Annotated in this window: 17 protein-coding genes; 5 read left to right on the top strand and 12 right to left on the bottom strand. The window is 45.1% G+C overall.

Going from position 1 to position 17,922, the window contains the following annotated elements:
- Positions 1–3: 3 nt before the first annotated feature.
- Positions 4–747, top strand: coding sequence for a YggN family protein (locus IJ23_RS04270; RefSeq protein WP_005380283.1), 744 nt, complete (start codon positions 4–6; stop codon positions 745–747).
- A gap of 90 nt (positions 748–837) precedes the next feature.
- On the opposite strand, the gene IJ23_RS04265 is transcribed toward IJ23_RS04270, so the two are convergent.
- On the bottom strand, positions 838–3,384 hold the full coding sequence (locus tag IJ23_RS04265; protein WP_033905532.1) for an Ig-like domain-containing protein: 2,547 nt from the start codon (positions 3,382–3,384) through the stop codon (positions 838–840).
- Positions 3,385–3,762: 378 nt separating this feature from the next.
- On the opposite strand from IJ23_RS04265, the gene IJ23_RS04260 reads away from it, so the two are divergent.
- Positions 3,763–5,127 carry a sodium-dependent transporter gene (locus IJ23_RS04260; protein WP_033905531.1) on the top strand — a complete coding sequence of 455 codons (1,365 nt, stop codon included), beginning with the start codon at positions 3,763–3,765 and terminating at the stop codon, positions 5,125–5,127.
- Positions 5,128–5,231: 104 nt separating this feature from the next.
- Here the strand turns inward: IJ23_RS04260 and IJ23_RS04255 are convergent, their stop codons facing one another.
- From IJ23_RS04255 to tsaA, 5 genes are all read right to left on the bottom strand, one after another.
- Positions 5,232–5,423, bottom strand: a complete 192-nt coding sequence (locus tag IJ23_RS04255) for a DUF4250 domain-containing protein (protein WP_033905530.1) — start codon at positions 5,421–5,423, stop codon at positions 5,232–5,234.
- Positions 5,420–5,629 carry a YaeP family protein gene (locus IJ23_RS04250; RefSeq protein ID WP_033905529.1) on the bottom strand — a complete coding sequence of 70 codons (210 nt, stop codon included), beginning with the start codon at positions 5,627–5,629 and terminating at the stop codon, positions 5,420–5,422. Before IJ23_RS04250 ends, IJ23_RS04255 begins: the two co-directional genes overlap by 4 nt.
- 111 nt (positions 5,630–5,740) lie before the next feature.
- On the bottom strand, positions 5,741–6,409 hold the full coding sequence (locus IJ23_RS04245; protein ID WP_033905528.1) for a tellurite resistance TerB family protein: 669 nt from the start codon (positions 6,407–6,409) through the stop codon (positions 5,741–5,743).
- A 178-nt stretch (positions 6,410–6,587) separates the two neighbouring features.
- The gene (locus IJ23_RS04240) at positions 6,588–8,303 is read right to left on the bottom strand and encodes a proline--tRNA ligase (RefSeq protein ID WP_033905527.1); all 1,716 of its coding nucleotides are present in this window, start codon (positions 8,301–8,303) and stop codon (positions 6,588–6,590) included.
- A gap of 111 nt (positions 8,304–8,414) precedes the next feature.
- Positions 8,415–9,110, bottom strand: a complete 696-nt coding sequence (tsaA, locus tag IJ23_RS04235) for a tRNA (N6-threonylcarbamoyladenosine(37)-N6)-methyltransferase TrmO (RefSeq protein ID WP_025768239.1) — start codon at positions 9,108–9,110, stop codon at positions 8,415–8,417.
- A 123-nt stretch (positions 9,111–9,233) separates the two neighbouring features.
- Here tsaA and IJ23_RS04230 point away from each other — a divergent pair, with 123 nt between their 5' ends.
- From IJ23_RS04230 to IJ23_RS04225, 3 genes are all read left to right on the top strand, one after another.
- Positions 9,234–9,494 carry a type B 50S ribosomal protein L31 gene (locus tag IJ23_RS04230; RefSeq protein WP_005380295.1) on the top strand — a complete coding sequence of 87 codons (261 nt, stop codon included), beginning with the start codon at positions 9,234–9,236 and terminating at the stop codon, positions 9,492–9,494.
- A 3-nt stretch (positions 9,495–9,497) separates the two neighbouring features.
- The gene (gene ykgO / locus IJ23_RS23960; protein WP_005380299.1) at positions 9,498–9,623 is read left to right on the top strand and encodes a type B 50S ribosomal protein L36; all 126 of its coding nucleotides are present in this window, start codon (positions 9,498–9,500) and stop codon (positions 9,621–9,623) included.
- A gap of 229 nt (positions 9,624–9,852) precedes the next feature.
- Positions 9,853–11,439 carry an AbgT family transporter gene (locus IJ23_RS04225; RefSeq protein WP_005380301.1) on the top strand — a complete coding sequence of 529 codons (1,587 nt, stop codon included), beginning with the start codon at positions 9,853–9,855 and terminating at the stop codon, positions 11,437–11,439.
- Positions 11,440–11,545: 106 nt separating this feature from the next.
- Here the strand turns inward: IJ23_RS04225 and IJ23_RS04220 are convergent, their stop codons facing one another.
- The 6 genes from IJ23_RS04220 to IJ23_RS04195 are packed head-to-tail and all read right to left on the bottom strand — an operon-like array spanning position 11,546 to position 17,776.
- Complete coding sequence (locus IJ23_RS04220; RefSeq protein ID WP_033905525.1) at positions 11,546–12,619, bottom strand: hypothetical protein; 1,074 nt, start codon at positions 12,617–12,619, stop codon at positions 11,546–11,548.
- Positions 12,616–13,728 carry an ATP-grasp domain-containing protein gene (locus tag IJ23_RS04215; RefSeq protein WP_033905524.1) on the bottom strand — a complete coding sequence of 371 codons (1,113 nt, stop codon included), beginning with the start codon at positions 13,726–13,728 and terminating at the stop codon, positions 12,616–12,618. Before IJ23_RS04215 ends, IJ23_RS04220 begins: the two co-directional genes overlap by 4 nt.
- Positions 13,716–14,984, bottom strand: a complete 1,269-nt coding sequence (locus IJ23_RS04210) for a F390 synthetase-related protein (protein WP_443083025.1) — start codon at positions 14,982–14,984, stop codon at positions 13,716–13,718. Before IJ23_RS04210 ends, IJ23_RS04215 begins: the two co-directional genes overlap by 13 nt.
- A complete protein-coding gene (locus IJ23_RS04205; protein ID WP_033905523.1) occupies positions 14,972–15,835 on the bottom strand; it encodes an MBL fold metallo-hydrolase in 864 nt (287 codons plus the stop codon). The genes IJ23_RS04210 and IJ23_RS04205 overlap by 13 nt, the downstream gene beginning before the upstream one ends.
- Positions 15,804–16,790 (bottom strand): NAD-dependent epimerase/dehydratase family protein, encoded by a 987-nt coding sequence (locus IJ23_RS04200; protein ID WP_033905521.1) that lies wholly within the window; start codon positions 16,788–16,790, stop codon positions 15,804–15,806. Before IJ23_RS04200 ends, IJ23_RS04205 begins: the two co-directional genes overlap by 32 nt.
- Complete coding sequence (locus IJ23_RS04195; protein ID WP_200877248.1) at positions 16,787–17,776, bottom strand: ketoacyl-ACP synthase III; 990 nt, start codon at positions 17,774–17,776, stop codon at positions 16,787–16,789. Before IJ23_RS04195 ends, IJ23_RS04200 begins: the two co-directional genes overlap by 4 nt.
- Positions 17,777–17,922: the final 146 nt, after the last annotated feature.

The following is a 17,922-nucleotide window of genomic DNA, read 5'->3' as shown; positions in this document are numbered from 1 at the left end:
GACATGAAAAAGCTTTTTACACTCTCATTGCTGATGGTCAGTGCTACTGGTTATGCAGCGCAGTGTCGTGTGGACATCAATAATGAAGTCCGTATGGATGGGCAAAGCTTGGAAATTCGCCAAACGACAGGTGATAAAGCTGTCGTGGATGAGGATAACAACCTCTTCATCAAAGGTGAGCTAATTGAACTCAATGCCGACCAAAAAGCGGCAATTGAAGACTATCGCGAAAAAATGAACGCGTATATTCCACAAGCAAAGCAATTGGCGAGTGATGGTTTAGCGCTTGCGAATGATATTATTGATGATGTTGCGGAAAGCCTCGATGCACCTGGTGCGTTTGATAATGTAAAAGTCGCAGTAAAGGACTTTTTCGCTGATGTTGAATCACGTTACTACAAAGATGGTGATTTCATCCTGCCTGCGGAGAGTTTTGAGTCTATGACACAAGGGTGGACTGAAGACTTTGCAAAAGCACAAGAGATCTTCAATAAAGAGTTTTTAGCCAGTTCGTTGGATGCTTTATCGAAAAAAATGAAGGAAGAGGGAGGGATAAACCTCACTGCATTATCAGAGAGTATGGCTGAACTCAGCGCGAAAGTAGAAGAGCGTTTAGCCGAGCATTCAAAAGAGGTAGAACAACAAGCAGAAGACTTGTGCGATTCGCTGGATGACATGGCAGGGCAAGAAAACGATCTGTTGAAGAAAATCCCTGAGCTAAAAGATTACCGAGTATTTACGATTTAATTACTCATTAAAAAGCAAAAACTCGATGAGATAAAGAAAGAGAGCACTATTGTGCTCTCTTTGCGTTTTACTCGCTTATTCTTTGATAGCTTATTGCGCATTCATCTCGGTGAGTTTATCGCCGACAGGTTTTGAGAAGTTAAAGCCATCATGCTGATCCCAGTTGATAGACCATGTCATTACTCCTGCATAATTCGGGTAATGGTACGCTGGTTTTACGGTGCCACATGAAGTGCCTTTGGTTAAACAATCTAGTGCGTTGATAATATTCTGTGTTGGAGCCTGCCCTGAATTTGCCGAGCTAGGACCTGAAGGTAAACCGATTGCGACTTGATCATCGCGCAATGGTGCAAATTGAGTGCCGTCGGCCAACTCAAAACCTTCGATAAGCATTTTAGATTGCGCTACCATCATATCCACAGAGCCTTCTGGTGCACTGCCTGGCAGGTATGGGTTTGGCAAACCGCCGTTGTTATATAACTGGACGTGAAGCAAGTCGAGCGTGCTGCGTGTCTCGTTTATCACAGGAATGTAAGCTCCCCAAATACCGCTGTAAGCCACATAGCCGCCTTGAACATAAGGGTGCTCAGGCGCCATGGTTAGGTACATATCTCCACCCATGTTTTGCTCTATTTGAAGCAAAGCACGACCAAGGCGAGCTTGAATTTGCGAGCCATGAACTAAGTTAGAACCACTCTCTAAATCCACATCTAGACCATCAAAGCCCCACTCAGCGATAAGACCTGTTAGGCTAGAGACAAAGTTGGCTTCATCTTGGTCGGTATTCAGCGTAATCGTGCCTTCTGCGCCGCCAAGAGAGAGAACAAACTTCTTACCTTTAGCTTGAAGCGCTGCCATGTCCTGCTTGAATTGTGTTGGATCGAGTGCTGGACAATCGCTGTAAATATCGCCTGAATATAGATTAAAGTGCACAGTGCCATCACTGTTGCGATCATTTTCAGCAAAGGCAATATCAATCACATCCCAAGCATCTGCCATATCTGCTAGACGAATTGGACAGCCCGCACCATTTACAAAATTGTGCCAGTAACCGATGAGGTTATGGCGTTTCTCTACTTGCTCAACCACCGTTATTGCTGCGGCGTCAGACAGTGCATTGCTTCCTGACAAATCCACAGCTTGGGCGCTAACTGTAAAGTTACCAAGTGCAGTTGGTGTCCAGTTGGCTGTGTAAGGTGCTGTGGTATCGGTTGCAACAATAGAGCCGTTGATCATGAAATCAACGTGTTTAATGCCTGAAGTTAAAGACGTTGCATCGGCGCTTAATGCGAGACTTTTGCCTAATCCGACGGTTTGACCGCTGCTTGGTGAAGTCAGAGAGACGACCAAATCTTTATCGCTGACTTCCACACCAACCAGGGACTCTGACGTGTTGTTATCATTATCGGTTGCGACGGCTTTAAGCTGGTTAGCGCCAATAAGTGTGGCGTTCCAAGTAACGGAATATGGCGCTTGAGTGGTGACCCCTAAGCTGGTGTTGTTCGCAAAAAACTCAACTTGCGTGACTGTGCCATCAGCATCGCTTGCGTTTGCCGTGATTTCGTTATTGCTGCCAGCGAGCACGACTTGTCCATCCGTTGGTGCCGTAATGGTAACTTGCGGTGGTGTCGAACAAGCACCTAGGCCACTCCAAGCATCTTGCCAGTATAGCCCTTCACCAGGCTCGTAAGCCCATGTCGCATCCGAGGAGCACCAACCAGCAACATCACAACGATATTTTTGGTTGAAGTGAGAAATCAGGTCGCCAGCTTGATAACTTGTGCCTGCCACATAAGGTACTGCATCTGCACATCCGCCCGTTCCGGTTTCTGAATTACTAATAACCAGCGCTACTTCTTGGCTCATCGTTGCGAGGTTTGTATCATCAGTCGCTTGTGCTTTGAACGAGTATGTACCTGGACTAGCGGTCCATTGATATTCGTAAGGTGCGCTAGTATCAATGGCGACAGATTGATTGTTTACGAAGAACTCAACTTGTGTGACCACACCATCAATATCGTCAGCTTGAGCGGCTACGGTTAGGTTATCGCCTACATTAAGCACTTCTGTGCCTACTGGGCTTGTCAATGAAATGCTTGGTGGCGGTAATTCGACTTGTGGTTGAACTTGGATAGAAATCGTCGTGGTGCTAACAGCTCCCTCATTATCTGTCGCAATTGCGGTCAATTGCGAGATCCCTTCAATAGCTGTCCAAGAAGCTTCGAATGGTGCTTGAGTTACCACAGCAACGGTTTGGTTGCCTGCAACAAACTCAATTTGTGTGATTTGGCCATCTTCGTCAGTTGCGTTGGCTAACAAAGTGATCGCACTGCCTTCGGGAATTTGTGCGTTGTTTATTGGAGAGGAGAACGACACCGTTGGTGATAAATTGTTGCTTCCACCATCACATTGCCCTAACGCTTTCCATGCTTCCCAAGATCCTGAGTTGGTCACGGGATCATTGCCTTGCGTCCAATATGCAGCCTCATAAGCGGCTCCTTGCGTTTTTACTAAAGCGCCCGATGTATAAGTCGCAGTGCTGTCCCAGTCGGGTAAACTTTGACAGTTATAGGCTTGAGCTTGGTAGCTGGCGCTGAGTGCTACAACCATCGCTCCGTGAAGTAGGGTGACCTTCATTTTCCTCTCCTTGAATCATGGGTATAAATGAGAACAGAGTAATAACTAGCTGATAAATAGACATTAGGGGGAAAAAGCGAAGCACAATATTCTGCTTTTCGACACAGTATCACGAGGAACAGTTCGTCCCTTACACCAGAGCTCATTATTTTTCGGCTCACTTCACGGCAGAAGGATTGGTAAAATTCAGCCACGTAAAACGAACAACAGTCGCGAGGCTTTTGAGCGATGAATATGAGATGTACGTTAAAATTTACAAGCTGAATGACTACAAATTGTTTCAACTGTCGAGGATTTAACCGAGGTGCTCTTGTTGAATAGTGAATATTGCTATAGTGTACTAGTTAGCTAGTTCAATGATATTTTTGTGTGAGTAGTATGACACAGCAAACCTCTTCTCAGCCTCGCGAGCATTTTGGCTCTCGTCTCGGGTTCATCTTAGCTGCCGCAGGTGCCGCAGTTGGCCTTGGCAATATTTGGGGCTTCCCAACTCAAGCAGCCAGTAATGGTGGCGGTGCTTTCCTGTTAGTTTATTTGGTGATGATTCTTATCGTCGCATTTCCGATGCTGGTGGTTGAAATGGCGATTGGTCGCCATGGTCAAGCCAACCCTGTAGACAGTATGCGTGCAATCACAGATAACCCTACCGGTAAAAAACTCGGCGGCATTGTGGGTTGGATTGGTTTAAGCGTACCAAGCGCTGTCTTAGCGTTTTATTCAATTGTTGGTGGTTGGTTGATCTGCTTTTTACTGGGTGCAATCACAGATCTAATGGGGTTAGAAGCTGCAACTCAATGGCTAAAGGGCTTTAGTGTTGAACGTAACTTGTTCGGAACCATTACTTTTTATGTACTGACGATTCTCATCGTACAAGGTGGCGTAAAACAAGGTATTGAGAAGTGGTCCACACGTTTGATGCCAGCATTGTTTGTTCTGTTTGCTCTGCTATTTGCTTACATCATGACGCAAAACGGTGCGATGGAAGGTCTGAAACATTACCTAGTGCCGGATTTTGAAAAGGTATGGGACCGCAAGTTGATTCTTGCTGCAATGGGACAGGGCTTCTTCTCGCTTACGATCGGTGGCTGTTCAATGCTGATTTATGGCTCTTACTTGAGTAAGAAAGAGAACCTACCAAAGATGGCGATGAACGTGACCATGGTAGATACTGCCGTTGCTTTCATTGCAGGATTAGTGGTGATGCCAGCGATGTTTGTGGCAATGCAAAAAGGCGTTCAGATCTATGCAGAAGATGGCTCTCTATTAAGCTCTGATACGTTGGTATTTACCGTATTGCCATTGATGTTTGATAGCTTAGGTTTGCTTGGTCAATTGTTCTCTATTGTGTTCTTCTTATTGCTGACGATTGCGGCGCTAACGTCCTCCATTTCAATGTTAGAGTGTCCAGTGGCTTTAGTGAGTGAGCGCTTCAATACTAAGCGCAGCGCAACGAGCTGGGTTTTAGGTGGTCTCATTGCCTTGTTCAGTGTGGTGATTGTTTATAACTTTGGCGCTCTGTTTGGTATGGTCGCGACGGTTGCTACTCAGTATCTACAACCAACCGCTGCGCTCTTATTCTGCTTATTTGGTGGTTGGGTATGGAATCGCAACTCAAAAATCAAAGAGCTTGAGCAAGGTTGCCCGGAGTTTACGCAAGGTTGGTTTGGTAAGTTATGGCCTGCGTATGTGAAGTTTGTATGTCCAATTCTTGTGGCGACAGTCATCTGGGCTTCATTTGGCTAACCGAGACGCCTATCGAATAAAAGAAAAGGGCTTGATGGTAACTCATCAAGCCCTTTTTCATATTGGTTATTCTCGTTTCGGTTATCCGCCAAGCATGGTGTGGATTAACGGAATTGTCCTGCTTCTGGAAGAAAGTCAAAACCAGCAGAAGCCAGTTTTGTCTCCAGTGCTGTGCGCTCGATATCGAAGAAAGCCACCAGTTTGTCCAGATCACCTCCGAAGTCATCGCGTAGCTTCATATTCACAATGCTCATCAGCATGACAGGGTCCATGGATTCAAAGTTCGTTAGATTCATGACTTATCCTCAAAATCTGAAATCAGTAGGTTTGCCGCAGCAAATGCCGCTTTTTCACGCACTTCTTTTGGTAGCGATTCATCCGCTGCAACATCGTTCAGTGCTTTAACTGCACATGAAATTGCTTGGGGAATATAAGCTTGATCGCCACTACCAATCTGAGCATAAAGCTCACGAACCAGTTCACAACAGCCGTATACTTGCATGTTTTCTTTCCACTAAATGATAACTTATCTCAATATACACACAGCGGATTTGAAACTCAAAGTACAGAGTTGTTTTGGCTCAAGTTGAAGGTTTGCTTGAGCGAGATTTAATCACTGCATTTGTGCTTCTAACTTCTGAGTGACTTCTGGTGAAAGTTGAAGTTGTTTTGCTAGTTCTTGCAGATACGCTTTTTCCATAAAGTTTTGTTCATCAGCGACGATCAAAGACGCTAGGTAAATTTCTGACGCTTGTTGAGGAGAGGTCGCCTGATTAGCAATTTCAGCAGGATCAAGCGGTTTGTTTAACTCTTGCTGAACGAGGTGACGAACGTGCTCATCTGCGCCCATATCCGCGAGAGCTTGTTCAATGCGCGCCATTTCCTCTTCATCAACGTGACCATCAGCTTTTGCAGATCCAATCATTGCTTTTAAAATTAAGACACTGTGTTTACTGTCATCGGGGTCAAAGGTTTCTTGAACACCTTGACCGGATTGCTTGGCTTGCCAGTCGTTATACACTTTGTAGGCCAAGGCTCCAAGCGCAGCTGCGCCACCGACTTTTAATGCGTTTGACCCTATTTTTTTAGTCATTTTTTTACTTTTCTTTGAGCCCATCAGCATACCGATGAGGCCTCCGCCTACAGCACCTGCTCCTAGCGTTTTTAGACTACTTGAATTTGATGAGGATTTGATGTTGTTGGTTTGTTTGCCCAATGCATCTGCACCTTGCTTAAGTAAGTCTGATTTGAGTGCTTGGTTTAGAAGACTTTTTAAATCCATAACTGACCTCCTTTAGATGATGAAATCAGTTTAATAGCAAGAAGCTGAACCAAAGATTAACAAAGTGAATAGTTCGAAAAAGGTGGAGGGAGGATGTTGAGCTGTAATAAAAAGGGCTGACCGAAGCCAACCCTTTTTAACTATTTGAAACTACTTCAAATGCGAACTCGTCTAGTGCTTACTTTAGTTGAGCTTTTACGTGCTCAACAATGTCAGTCATTGCGACTGCTGTTTTCTCACCAGTAGCACGGTTCTTGTATTCGAAGTTGCCTTCTTTCATTGAGCGGTCACCGATAATAATGGTATGCGGTACACCAATAAGCTCCATGTCAGAGAACATTACGCCTGGGCGTTCTTTACGGTCGTCAAATAGCACTTCGATGCCCATTGCTGTTAGCTCAGCGTACAATTTCTCAGCGGCTTCTTTCACTTCTTCTGACTTGTGCATGTTCATTGGAACGATCGCTACCTGGAATGGTGCGATTGCATCTGGCCAGATGATGCCGTATTTGTCGTGGTTTTGTTCAATAGCAGCCGCTACTACGCGAGTGATACCGATACCGTAACAACCCATTTCTAGGATGACGTTCTTACCATCAGGACCCAGTACACCACAGTTCATCGCTGCGGAGTAAGCGTTACCTAGTTGGAAGATATGGCCAACTTCGATACCACGCTTAAGCTGGATAATGCCCTTGCCACATGGGCTTGGGTCACCTTCCACAACGTTACGTAGGTCTTCAACTTGGCCAAGCTCTACATCACGACCCCAGTTAATACCGAAGTAGTGTTTGCCATCGATGTTCGCGCCCGCACCGAAGTCGCTCATTACCGCAACGCTGCGGTCAACAATGAACGGCAGTTTAAGGCCAACAGGGCCAAGTGACCCTGGGCCTGCACCGATAAGCGCACGAATTTCTTCTTCAGGTGCCATTTCCAGTGGAGCTGCAACCTGAGGAAGGTTTTCTGCTTTCACTTCGTTCAGTTCATGATCACCACGAATAATAAGCGCGATGATTGGCGCATCAACTTCGTCAGATGCTTTCACAAACAGTGTTTTCACTGTTTTTTCAATTGGTAGTTCGAACTGCTCAACCAATTCAGCGATTGTTTTCGCGTTTGGCGTATCAACCAACGTCATTTCTTGTGTTGGTGCCGCAGCCTCAGAGGCTGGAGCTAGTGCTTCTGCTTTTTCAATGTTTGCCGCGTAATCTGACTCGCTAGAAAATGCGATGATATCTTCGCCGCTTTCAGCCAGTACGTGGAACTCTTGAGAGCCGCTACCACCGATAGCACCGCTATCTGCAAGTACAGGACGGTAATCCAGACCCATGCGATCGAATGCTTTACAGTAAGCATCGTGCATTGCGTCGTATGACTTTTGTAGGCCGTCTTTATCAAGGTCAAAGCTGTACGCATCCATCATTGAGAATTCACGTGAACGCATTACACCGAAGCGTGGACGACGTTCGTCACGGAATTTGGTTTGGATTTGGTACAGGTTTAGCGGAAGCTGTTTGTAAGAGCTCACTTCATTGCGAACAAGGCTAGTGATCACTTCTTCAGCGGTTGGGCTAAGTACAAACGGACGAACATGACGGTCAGTAAAGCGAAGTAGCTCAGGACCCATCTTTTCGCTGCGGCCTGTCTCTTCCCATAGTTCAAACGGCTGAACAACGGGCATCAAAGTTTCGACTGCGCCTGCATTGTCGATTTCTTGACGAACGATGTTTTCGACTTTACGCAGTACACGTAGACCAGTAGGTAGCCAGGTGTATAAACCTGAAGCCAGCTTACGGATCATACCTGCACGTAGCATGAGCTGGTGGCTCACTACTTCTGCGTCGTTTGGAGTCTCCTTCAGAGTAGAAAGAAGATAATTACTGGTACGCATTAAATTTATCCGTTTATTTAAGTTAGATACTCAAGCTTGAATAAGCAGGAGTATGGGAGTTCCCTAAAGGGAAATTTGTTAGCCGTCTATAATATCAGCCAATTGCGTTTGTCAAAAGCTTTCAATAGCGGTAACCGTTATTAAGTTGCTTGTTGCTGTGAACTTTACGTTCAAGTCGAACAAATTTACCGCATATTCTTTGTCGTCCGGCTTGTTTTTCTTATATGCAGGGCGAGGATCTTGTGCCAGAACTTGTTCAATGACTGATCTTACATAGTCAGTATCGGGTCGATTTTCTATCGTTGCTAATGCTTGAGCAGAAAAGGTGACTTGTGACTTTTCTGGTTCTTGGTCTGCGTATCCGCCTTGTGCTTCCGAAATAGAATCCGAATAGGGAATATAAGGCTTAATATCCACAATCGGTGTCCCATCCACGAGATCTACACTGCCTAAATCAAGATAGATTTGATCGCCTTGCTTAGTGACTCCTTTCACTTCAACGGCTGACATTCCGATTCCGTTTGGACGGAAAGTCGAGCGCGAGGCAAAGACACCAATTCGTTCATTGCCGCCTAATCGTGGCGGACGTACAGTTGGTTTCCAACCAGCTTCCAGATTCTGATCAAATAGAAACAACAACCAAACGTGAGAGAACTGTTCTAGCCCACGCACTGCTTCAGGGCTATTTGCTGCACCTAACAGTTTTACGCGTGCTTTAGCCTCTGGTACTAAGCGTGGTTGGCGCGGAACTGCAAACTTTTCTTTGTACGGTGTCTCAATGACGCCGATGGGTTCGATGGAATACATGGTGGACATCTTTAAGAATTCATTGAGATGAAAAGTATCACAAATTTCTCTTGCTTTTCTTGTTGATAATGATTATTAATTAAAATGTTATAACATAACAATTAAATTAAAAGGAAAAGTATTATGAAACCAGGAATCCACCCTGAATATCGTCCTGTGGTGTTCCACGACACCAGTGTAGATAAGTACTTTGTCGTTGGTTCTACGTTGAAAACGGAGAGAACCATAGAATGGAAAGATGGCAAAACTTACCCTTACTTTACGTTAGATGTGTCGTCAGCTTCTCACCCGTACTACACCGGTAAACAGCGCGTTGTACAAACCGAAGGTCGCATTGCGAACTTCAACCGTCGTTTTGGTCAATTTAAGAGCGAAAAGGAATAAATCATGAAGGTAGTAAAATCATTAAAAAGTGCAAAAAGTCGTCATCCGGATTGCCAGATTGTAAAACGGAGAGGGCGTCTTTATGTCATTTGTAAAACGAACCCGAGATTCAAAGCTGTGCAAAAGTAATCAACCTGCATATATCTAACTTATGGTTTTGTTTAATTGATAATGTTGAGTTAATTATCTTACATGGATGAAATATCTACATTTTTATTCAATGTTGGTTATAAATGCCTCTGTTTGTCACAGTTTGTAACATTTAGGGCTTTTATTTGACCTTCTACTCAAGTACCCTTCGCACGCTTTTTGACATTTTTGTCACATTTGCATAGGAATAAAAACAAGGAGGGAACAGATGAGTTCATCTGATTCAATTAAACAAAACTCGCCTAAGAAGCCGCTGTTTACGCGCTTTTTGGATACTGTCGAATATTTGGGGAACTTATTACCCCACCCGATCACACTATTTGCCATTTTCTGTTTAGCCATTCTGGTGATGTCGGGTATTGCAGGATACTTCGAAGTTTCCGTAGTTGATCCTCGTCCTGAGGGTGCAAAAGGTCGTGCCGCGGATGGCATGATTCATGTCGTTAGCTTGCTTAACGCTGATGGCCTTGAACTAATCGTTACCAATCTAGTGAAAAACTTTGTCGGCTTTGCACCTTTGGGTACGGTATTGGTTGCGATGTTGGGTGTTGCTATTGCTGAATACTCAGGCTTGCTATCTGCAGCAATGCGTGGCTTAGTAATGGGTGCATCTCAACGCATGGTAACAGTGACGGTCGTTTTCGCGGGTATCATTTCAAATACGGCATCAGAGCTTGGCTATGTGGTACTTATTCCACTGGCTGCAATGCTGTTCCATTCTTTAGGTCGTCACCCACTTGCCGGTCTTGCTGCGGCGTTCGCTGGTGTATCTGGTGGTTACTCAGCAAACCTACTTATTGGTACGGTTGACCCGCTGTTGTCAGGCATTACTGAAACGGCGGCGCAAATGATCGACCCAACTTACACTGTTGGTCCAGAAGTTAACTGGTACTTCATGTTTGTGTCGACATTCTTCATTGCAATCACAGGTGCGTTTGTTACTGAAAAAATTGTTGAGCCAAAGCTTGGCAAATACAGTGAAGAAGAAGCTTCAGAAGATTTGTCGAACGACAAAATGGGTGGCTTAACAGACATTGAGAAGAAAGGCCTAAAACTAGCAGGTGTTGCTGTACTGGTTGTTTCAGCGCTGCTTGCTTGGACGGTTGTTCCAGAAGACGGCATTCTACGTTCTGATGCAGGTACAATTGCAGGTTCACCATTCCTGAAAAGTATCGTGGCATTCATCTTTGTGTTCTTTGCTATTCCAGGCTTTGTGTTTGGTAAAGTTGTTGGCACGATGAAGACGGATCGCGATGTAATTGATGCAATGGCGAAATCTATGTCTTCTATGGGCATGTACATTGTATTAGTTTTCTTTGCGGCTCAGTTCGTTGCTTTCTTTAAATGGACTAACTTCGGTCAGGTATTCGCGGTTGCTGGCGCTAGCTTCCTGCAAGAAATTGGCTTAACTGGTCCAATGTTGTTCTTTGCCTTCATCCTGATGTGTGGCTTTATCAACCTAATGATTGGTTCGGCATCGGCACAGTGGGCAGTAACGGCTCCGATTTTTGTTCCTATGTTGATGCTTGTTGGTTATGCACCGGAAACGATTCAGGCTGCTTACCGAATTGGTGACTCGACGACAAACATCATTACTCCAATGATGAGCTACTTTGGTCTGATTCTTGCCGTAGCGACTCGTTACATGAAGAACTTAGGTATCGGTACGCTGATCGCGACCATGCTACCTTACTCAATCTGCTTCATAGTAGGTTGGAGTGTGCTCTTCTACCTATGGGTATTCGTATTTGGTTTACCAGTAGGCCCTGGCGCAGCAACATACTACACACCGTAGAAAACGGTTACCTCACACAGCTCCATTATAAAAAGCCTGCGAACGTCGCAGGCTTTTTTATCGATTGAGACTGTGTACGCAGGCTTACCTGATTATAGATGTCGGTTTATAGCTGAAAACGCATCAACAAAGGGCGATAAAAGTGCTGAGTGAGCCAGCATAAGCTTTTCCAAATTATGCGTTTGTACCAAGGTAAGTGCGCAATATAAACATAGCTAAATTCAATTTCTGGCCGGGCTTTTCTGTTGCGTTTAAAAGCCGGAGCACCTGAGCTCATATTAAAACGACGCTGGAATATCATTGCGTGGCGGATGGTATAGGCCGATATTCGACGATACAATGCGAGGCGTTGTGGCTTATTGGTATCGTAGCCAAAAATTGGGCAAGTCATATCATTATCAATTTCTACAATGCCTAACGTAGCCAGCATCTCTTCTTGATAAAACAGTCCCACTAACTTTACTAATTTGTTCTGGCTCGCCTGTTTTAAATATTGGGTTGAAAACTGGATGTTATTGAGGCTGTATTTATCAAGGTAAAGCATGTCATATAACTCTTTGGCACGCTGAAACTCTTCATCAGTGGTCAGTGGCCTAAACTGCCAATCTTTATCATTAAGCAGTTTGAAGTCTTTCGTTAAATCTCGGTTGAAGCTGAACGCTTGCCAATCATCAAGTAAATACACTTGTCGTGTTACCAAGCTTTGCCATTTTGGCTGCTTCAATCGCTGAATTAAGTGTGAATGCTGACGCTGGTTGAGGGAGCGAAGCACCAAGGGAAAGGTGGGGTATTGATCGAGTGCGACGCGACGCAGTTCATCGAGATTTAAGGCTGCCCATTGTTCGCTATACATATTGGTGGACAAGCACTGATTGTTGAGCGTTTGGACTTGATCCAATCCAGCCAATGATAAGATTGGTTTAGTCATATTAATAAGTAACTTACATACCCATCGAACAGCCACATTTTTGACTTTGTGAAGCTCTTCTTCGGCGTAGCCACTAAGCAGTGTCATAGGGGAGACTGCATAACAGTTGTTTGGTATTTGTGGTGTTACGGAGTAAGGAATGGCAACATCATCGATATAGTAGCAACCAAAGCTTGCTGTGCATTCATCAATAGGATTTGACTGCATAAGAGTGATAAAGGTTTGATGCCATTCTTGAGAGGAAAGTGTCATGAGTTCAATGCCTCTCCATTCCACTCAATATCAACGGTAGAAGCGTCGCTCCACTTCGTCTTGTTCTGCCTAGCTAACCGGAGTAATTCAAACATACTCCGGATTTGGCTCCCGACCGGTAAGTTATGCTGTTGCATCACATTCACTCCAGACCACCAATCTTGCCAAGTTCGAGCCTTGAACAGGGATAACCCGCCTTCAGCGATGAGTGTTATTGGACCTAAATGATGCAATCGCTGCTTGGAAGGACTGGTAAACTCCATATTAGGAAGCAGTTGGTTGCATCGAGACGAGAGTAGGTGCAAACCACTGGTGGCTCTTGGGTTACATTCAATCACGTAGAGTTCATCTTGTGATTTGATGAAGTCAAACGACACTTGCCCATGATAAGTATGACGTTTACCAAAAGCTGCGATAAATGTATCTAGTCGTTCGCACGAGATCGGCTGAAAAGCACTGGCGGCCGAGCCGTTTACACAGTATTTCGGCACATAAGCTTGGTGTGCTTTAAGGTCACCATGTTCAAAAATGGCATAGTTACACACCGGAGTCCCATGGATTTTTTGTTGCTGAACCCAAGGGTAAAGGGGCGATATCGTGGCGGCAGAAATAGACTGAGTCGTCACATCTCTTATGACTTGCCCGCCAAACCGAGAGTAAACGGGCTTTAGAACGGTTCTCTTATTAATTTCAATCTCACTTTTATCAGCGACCAAACGAGTTTTTGGAAGTGTGATTTCTGGCAAACTTTGAAGCTGTTCAAAGACGGTCAACTTGTTGTGCAGGGCATTGAGTAGTCCCACATTGGGCAGAAAAAAATCTACTTCTGGGCATTGTTTGGCAACATGAGCCAAGTAATACACTTCTTCACAAGTGGGTATCACTATATCAATACGCATCTGAGTAATGATTTTTAGGATCTGTTGTTGATAGGTGGGAAACGCAAATCGAGGCGAAGCGGTGGGGATATAAGACTCGATGCCTCGCAAAAACGATCCTAGAGGTTTTTTTAGCGAATCGGTGAGAGTTACGTCATGTCCATGATGCATACACATGGTTGCCCACTCTAGTGCAACTGGTGATCGGGCTCCGGTGATTAAGACCCGCATATGTTCACCACACGTCGTTGTTTATTCATTGGCGTCCAAATAGGCGCAGGGCGGTAACTAAATCTGACAGGATCAAGCCGCAATTGGTCAAACAACTTTATCAAGGCTTGATGTATAACCCGATGGTGGTGAACATCCGCTTCAATTTGAATGGTTTGTGACCCTGTTTGGGTGATTCGGTAATCCACGCGACTTTGGGCGGATAGTGTTATAGCGCGGTAGATGAGATCTGGTAACACCGTCACTGGGACGTGGTTTGCGTTTAGCGTGAGGCGATCACCACATCGTCCGGCAATTGCGCCAAGAGGTTCAAATACGCCATTATCCTGTTTATTCTCAATAATATCGTCGAGCTGATAACGAATAATTGGCTGAGTTTTACGACGAAAATCGGTAATGATTGGGCTGTAATGAGTACGTTCGGTATTCAGCCAATGTTTTTCGATGTAAACAACATCTTGATTCCAGCGCATTTGTCCATGCTGATCCGTACATGCAAGAAAACCTTCAGTACATTGATAGACTTCATGGAGTTCGCTGTCGAACCGTTGAGAAATAAAGTGACGGTCACTCTCGGTTAGGACTTCTGCACCAGAAATGATCCGCTGTGGTTGAATTGCGGGTTGACCAAATTGACCGCTGAACTGGGCGCAGAGCTGAAGAGCTTGCGCACTACCAACCAAAAGCGTGGGTTGGAACTCATCCAGCTCTTTTATCCATTCTTGGTAAGGTTTGGTTAAATCGGCATAAAAAAATGTTACAGGCCCTTTCGCGACGGATTTATACAGTGGGCTGTTGGCGCGCAAGGCTAGAGCAATTCGGTGTTTTTGCCATAGGTTGGGCAACAGGCGAGCCAATATATTGCCAGCCCATAGTTGTGTTTCCTGTTTGTCAGCAAGAAACAACCCGCGCATGCCTGATGTGCCCGAAGAAAGCCCAACAGTAACATCGCCAACTTTCGAAGCGGCGAAGTTGCGTGACTGTTCTGCGTCGAGTGCTTGTTGCATTAGCTGTTCAGCATCTAAGCCTTTCGTATTCAACTCCGAGAGGTTCTCCATCATGGTTTGCTTATTCATGATAGGGAAATCACTGAGTGGTGCACCTTGAAGTGAGCGGTAATACGGTGAATGACGGCATACCCAATCCAAGTGTTGCGTTAAGTGTTGTTGCTGCCATGTTTCGACTTGTTCCCTTGAGCCGAAGGGGCGGTAGCGGGTTCGCCAGAATTCTGAGATAAGCGTTATCACTTCATCCACCCTTCTTTGATTAGCTGCCGGATAGTTTCCTGACAATGTGAAGGCACGAAGCGAACAAAGTGGTGGGTTTGTTGGTAGCAACTTCTCAATTCGGAGAGGGTGTTTTTATAGGCATTTGTGTCATCGCAAAGCATGTTCGCCAGCCAATGCTGATCAATATTTTCACTCAAGCTCTCGATTAACCAGCATGCATCGGCGAGTAAGAATAGCCAACCTTGGTCTCTTTTAACCAGCAAGCCCACTTGGCCAGCTGCATGGCCTGGCAAGCTAACCATATAAATGAATCCGTCGTCGAACATGTCTTTACAGAGCAAATTAACACCTTGGCACTGAGGAAGAATTTGGCTGATTGGTACAGAAAAATCACTATGAATGAATAAGTTAGGTTCAAGCTGTGGAGGAAGTAGAGCTTTTAGGTATCCTTTTCTTACGCCTCCAATTCGACCACTTTTAGTAATTGCATCTACCCCTTTTTGTTGGCAATGCAATTGAGAGTGGGAAAACTCAGACACGGCAGCAATGTGATCAGCATGGAAGTGGGAGAGCACTAAGTGTTCAATATCATGAGGTTTGAGACTTTCTTTTGCTAACTGCGCAACAATTCCGTGTTCTTTTTTATAGCGACAAGGTGTTGTCCAAGCATAAAAACGTTCAGGGAAGGGACGAGTCGCGCTAAAAAAATGCTCGTGATATCCCGTGTCGAACAGGATGTTGCCTTGCGTTGGGTGCTGAATTAACGCAACGGCTGCCGGAAATGCTCTAGGCTTGATACCAGAACCTGGTTTGACAACAAAGCCTGGGTGTACGCAGTGTCCAGCCTCAAAGATTTTTATTTTTAGACCAGTTTGCATACTGCTGTATTCCTTCTTGAATTGAAAAAAGCGGTTGGTAATTCAGTGTTTGTTTCGCCTTGCTGATATCCAGAGTTTGATGATAGTTAAACAATCCTGCGCTGTATGAGGTGAGCCTTGGTTCTGGCTGATGTGGTAAGTGCCTTCGTATTTGCTCACTGAGCTTTAATAATGGTGATACCACACCGTATGGTAATGATTGTAACGTTACTTTTAGGTTTAACCCCTCACATAAAGCTTGCAGAACAGTCTCAATTGGCATTGGTTCGTTGTTGGAAATGTTGAACACATCACCATGCTGAAGTCGGTCTGCCTGAGTGCAAGCGAGCATCGCTGCATGGGCAACGTTGTCGACATAGGTCAGATCAACCACAGGATTTCTACCCGATGGCAGAAGCAGAGTGTTGTTTTTTATCGCCTTAAGCACTCTTGGGATAATCGCGCGATCATTGGGTCCAAAAATGCCACGCGGTCTTAAAATGATCGCTTTGCTTTGGCCTTTTACGGCTTCAATTTCTGATAGATATTTTGTGTGTGCGTAATCATTACACCAGTATGAAGCTATGGCGTCGGTTTCTCGAATATTCCAACGGTCTTGATGGTCAAAGTAGACGCTGGTGGACGAAATATGGATAAAACGCGAGATTTGATGCGTATTAGCCGCATTGACGAGGTTTTTGGTGGCATCTACATTGGCTTGATAAAACGCCTGCCACTTTCCCCATGGGCTTGAGAGAGCGGCACAATGGATGATTGCATCCATACCTTGGCATACCGCATGAACTGCTGAGTGGTCTCTTAAATCGACTATATGTGGGATAACATCGAATTGCTCGGCGAGTTGTTTAGCGATGACTGTATTTCGTGCTGTAAAATGCAGTTCATGCTGCTGGTGAAACATTCTCAGAATTGCGCTACCCAACATCCCGCTGCCACCAGTGACCAATATCTTCATAGTTTTAGCACTCCCATCCCTAGTGACAACCCTGCGGCGGTGCCAGCTAATAACACATGTTTTCCTGCGGTTTCTGGCTGATTACGCAGCCAGTGTAAGTTAATTGGGAGTGAGGCGGCGACTTGGTTTCCCAAAGTCGAAAAGTGATTAACGGTTTTCTCTGTTGGTAGCCCGGTGAGTGAAGGCAGTTTTTTTAATCCATGCGCGCTGGCTTGATGAGGAAGAAAATAATCAATATCGCCGAGTGTTACCGGAGAGGCGTCAAACCCTTTTTTTAGAAACGCTGGTAAGGCGTTACGCACATGTTTAAAGAGTGCTTTGCCCTCCATCTCAAACTGGCAACTTTTTAAATAGGCTTGATGCTCGGAGGTATGCGGATTGATATGACTACCTCCGCCCTTAATTTGACAAAATGAATACCCGGTATGATGCGTTTCAAAGTGACTGGTGAGCAATCCATCATCGTTGCGTTCTTCGAGCAAAAATGCGGCGGCACCGTCTGCGAATAGCGTTGCAACTTCTGGTTTGAGCGTAAAATTTCGATTCAGTGTGATGCCAGTGGCGAGTTCGCTGGTGACAACAAGAATCCGACGGTACCGTTTTGCTAAGAATAGACTCTGAGCAAGATCAAGCGCAGAGAGAAAGGATAAACAAGTGCTGTTCAAATCAAAGCTTTCTAGCCATGTTGGAGCGTCTAACGCGGCGAGAACCGCTGAGGCGTCGTAGGGTAGAGACTGGTGGTGTGTGCCGCTAGCGTAGATAAGGAGATCAACGGAGCTTAAGGTATGTGTGTTTCCTAAACACTGCTCTATTGCCTGCACCGCCATGTAAATAGCGGTCTCTTTTGTATTGGCTACATGACGATATTCAACGTCGAATTTATTTCGGCAGGTCCCTGGCGCTAATTTTAGGAAGTGATCCATCTCTCGATCAGACCATTGATTCGTTGGCAGGTAGCTTCCACTGGAAACGATGTTAAAGCCCATTATTCTCTATACACTTATTAAAAACGTCGTTCAAAATAAACCACGTTGCATATTGAAGCTATGGCGAGCGAGATGAAAAATAAACAGAACAAAACAAATGGGAGTAAGAGCACGCTTTGGGTGCAATGCTGAGAATGAATTTTCAG

This window comes from Vibrio sp. OY15, from assembly GCF_000742455.1.
In the GTDB taxonomy this organism is placed as follows: domain Bacteria; phylum Pseudomonadota; class Gammaproteobacteria; order Enterobacterales; family Vibrionaceae; genus Vibrio; species Vibrio alginolyticus.
Note: the sequence above shows the minus strand (reverse complement) of the source record. Positions and strands in the feature narration are given on the sequence as shown.

Excerpts from the sequence above, each read along its gene's own strand:
- IJ23_RS04225 (WP_005380301.1), top strand. The coding sequence starts at position 9,853 with ATGAGTTCATCTGATTCAATTAAACAAAACTCGCCTAAGAAGCCGCTG.
- IJ23_RS04230 (WP_005380295.1), top strand. The coding sequence starts at position 9,234 with ATGAAACCAGGAATCCACCCTGAATATCGTCCTGTGGTGTTCCACGAC.
- ykgO (WP_005380299.1), top strand. The coding sequence starts at position 9,498 with ATGAAGGTAGTAAAATCATTAAAAAGTGCAAAAAGTCGTCATCCGGAT.
- IJ23_RS04240 (WP_033905527.1), bottom strand. The coding sequence starts at position 8,303 with ATGCGTACCAGTAATTATCTTCTTTCTACTCTGAAGGAGACTCCAAAC.
- IJ23_RS04245 (WP_033905528.1), bottom strand. The coding sequence starts at position 6,409 with ATGGATTTAAAAAGTCTTCTAAACCAAGCACTCAAATCAGACTTACTT.
- IJ23_RS04250 (WP_033905529.1), bottom strand. The coding sequence starts at position 5,629 with ATGCAAGTATACGGCTGTTGTGAACTGGTTCGTGAGCTTTATGCTCAG.
- IJ23_RS04195 (WP_200877248.1), bottom strand. The coding sequence starts at position 17,776 with ATGGGCTTTAACATCGTTTCCAGTGGAAGCTACCTGCCAACGAATCAA.
- IJ23_RS04265 (WP_033905532.1), bottom strand. The coding sequence starts at position 3,384 with ATGAAGGTCACCCTACTTCACGGAGCGATGGTTGTAGCACTCAGCGCC.
- tsaA (WP_025768239.1), bottom strand. The coding sequence starts at position 9,110 with ATGTATTCCATCGAACCCATCGGCGTCATTGAGACACCGTACAAAGAA.
- IJ23_RS04260 (WP_033905531.1), top strand. The coding sequence starts at position 3,763 with ATGACACAGCAAACCTCTTCTCAGCCTCGCGAGCATTTTGGCTCTCGT.
- IJ23_RS04270 (WP_005380283.1), top strand. The coding sequence starts at position 4 with ATGAAAAAGCTTTTTACACTCTCATTGCTGATGGTCAGTGCTACTGGT.
- IJ23_RS04220 (WP_033905525.1), bottom strand. The coding sequence starts at position 12,619 with ATGACACTTTCCTCTCAAGAATGGCATCAAACCTTTATCACTCTTATG.
- IJ23_RS04205 (WP_033905523.1), bottom strand. The coding sequence starts at position 15,835 with ATGCAAACTGGTCTAAAAATAAAAATCTTTGAGGCTGGACACTGCGTA.
- IJ23_RS04215 (WP_033905524.1), bottom strand. The coding sequence starts at position 13,728 with ATGCGGGTCTTAATCACCGGAGCCCGATCACCAGTTGCACTAGAGTGG.
- IJ23_RS04255 (WP_033905530.1), bottom strand. The coding sequence starts at position 5,423 with ATGAATCTAACGAACTTTGAATCCATGGACCCTGTCATGCTGATGAGC.
- IJ23_RS04200 (WP_033905521.1), bottom strand. The coding sequence starts at position 16,790 with ATGAAGATATTGGTCACTGGTGGCAGCGGGATGTTGGGTAGCGCAATT.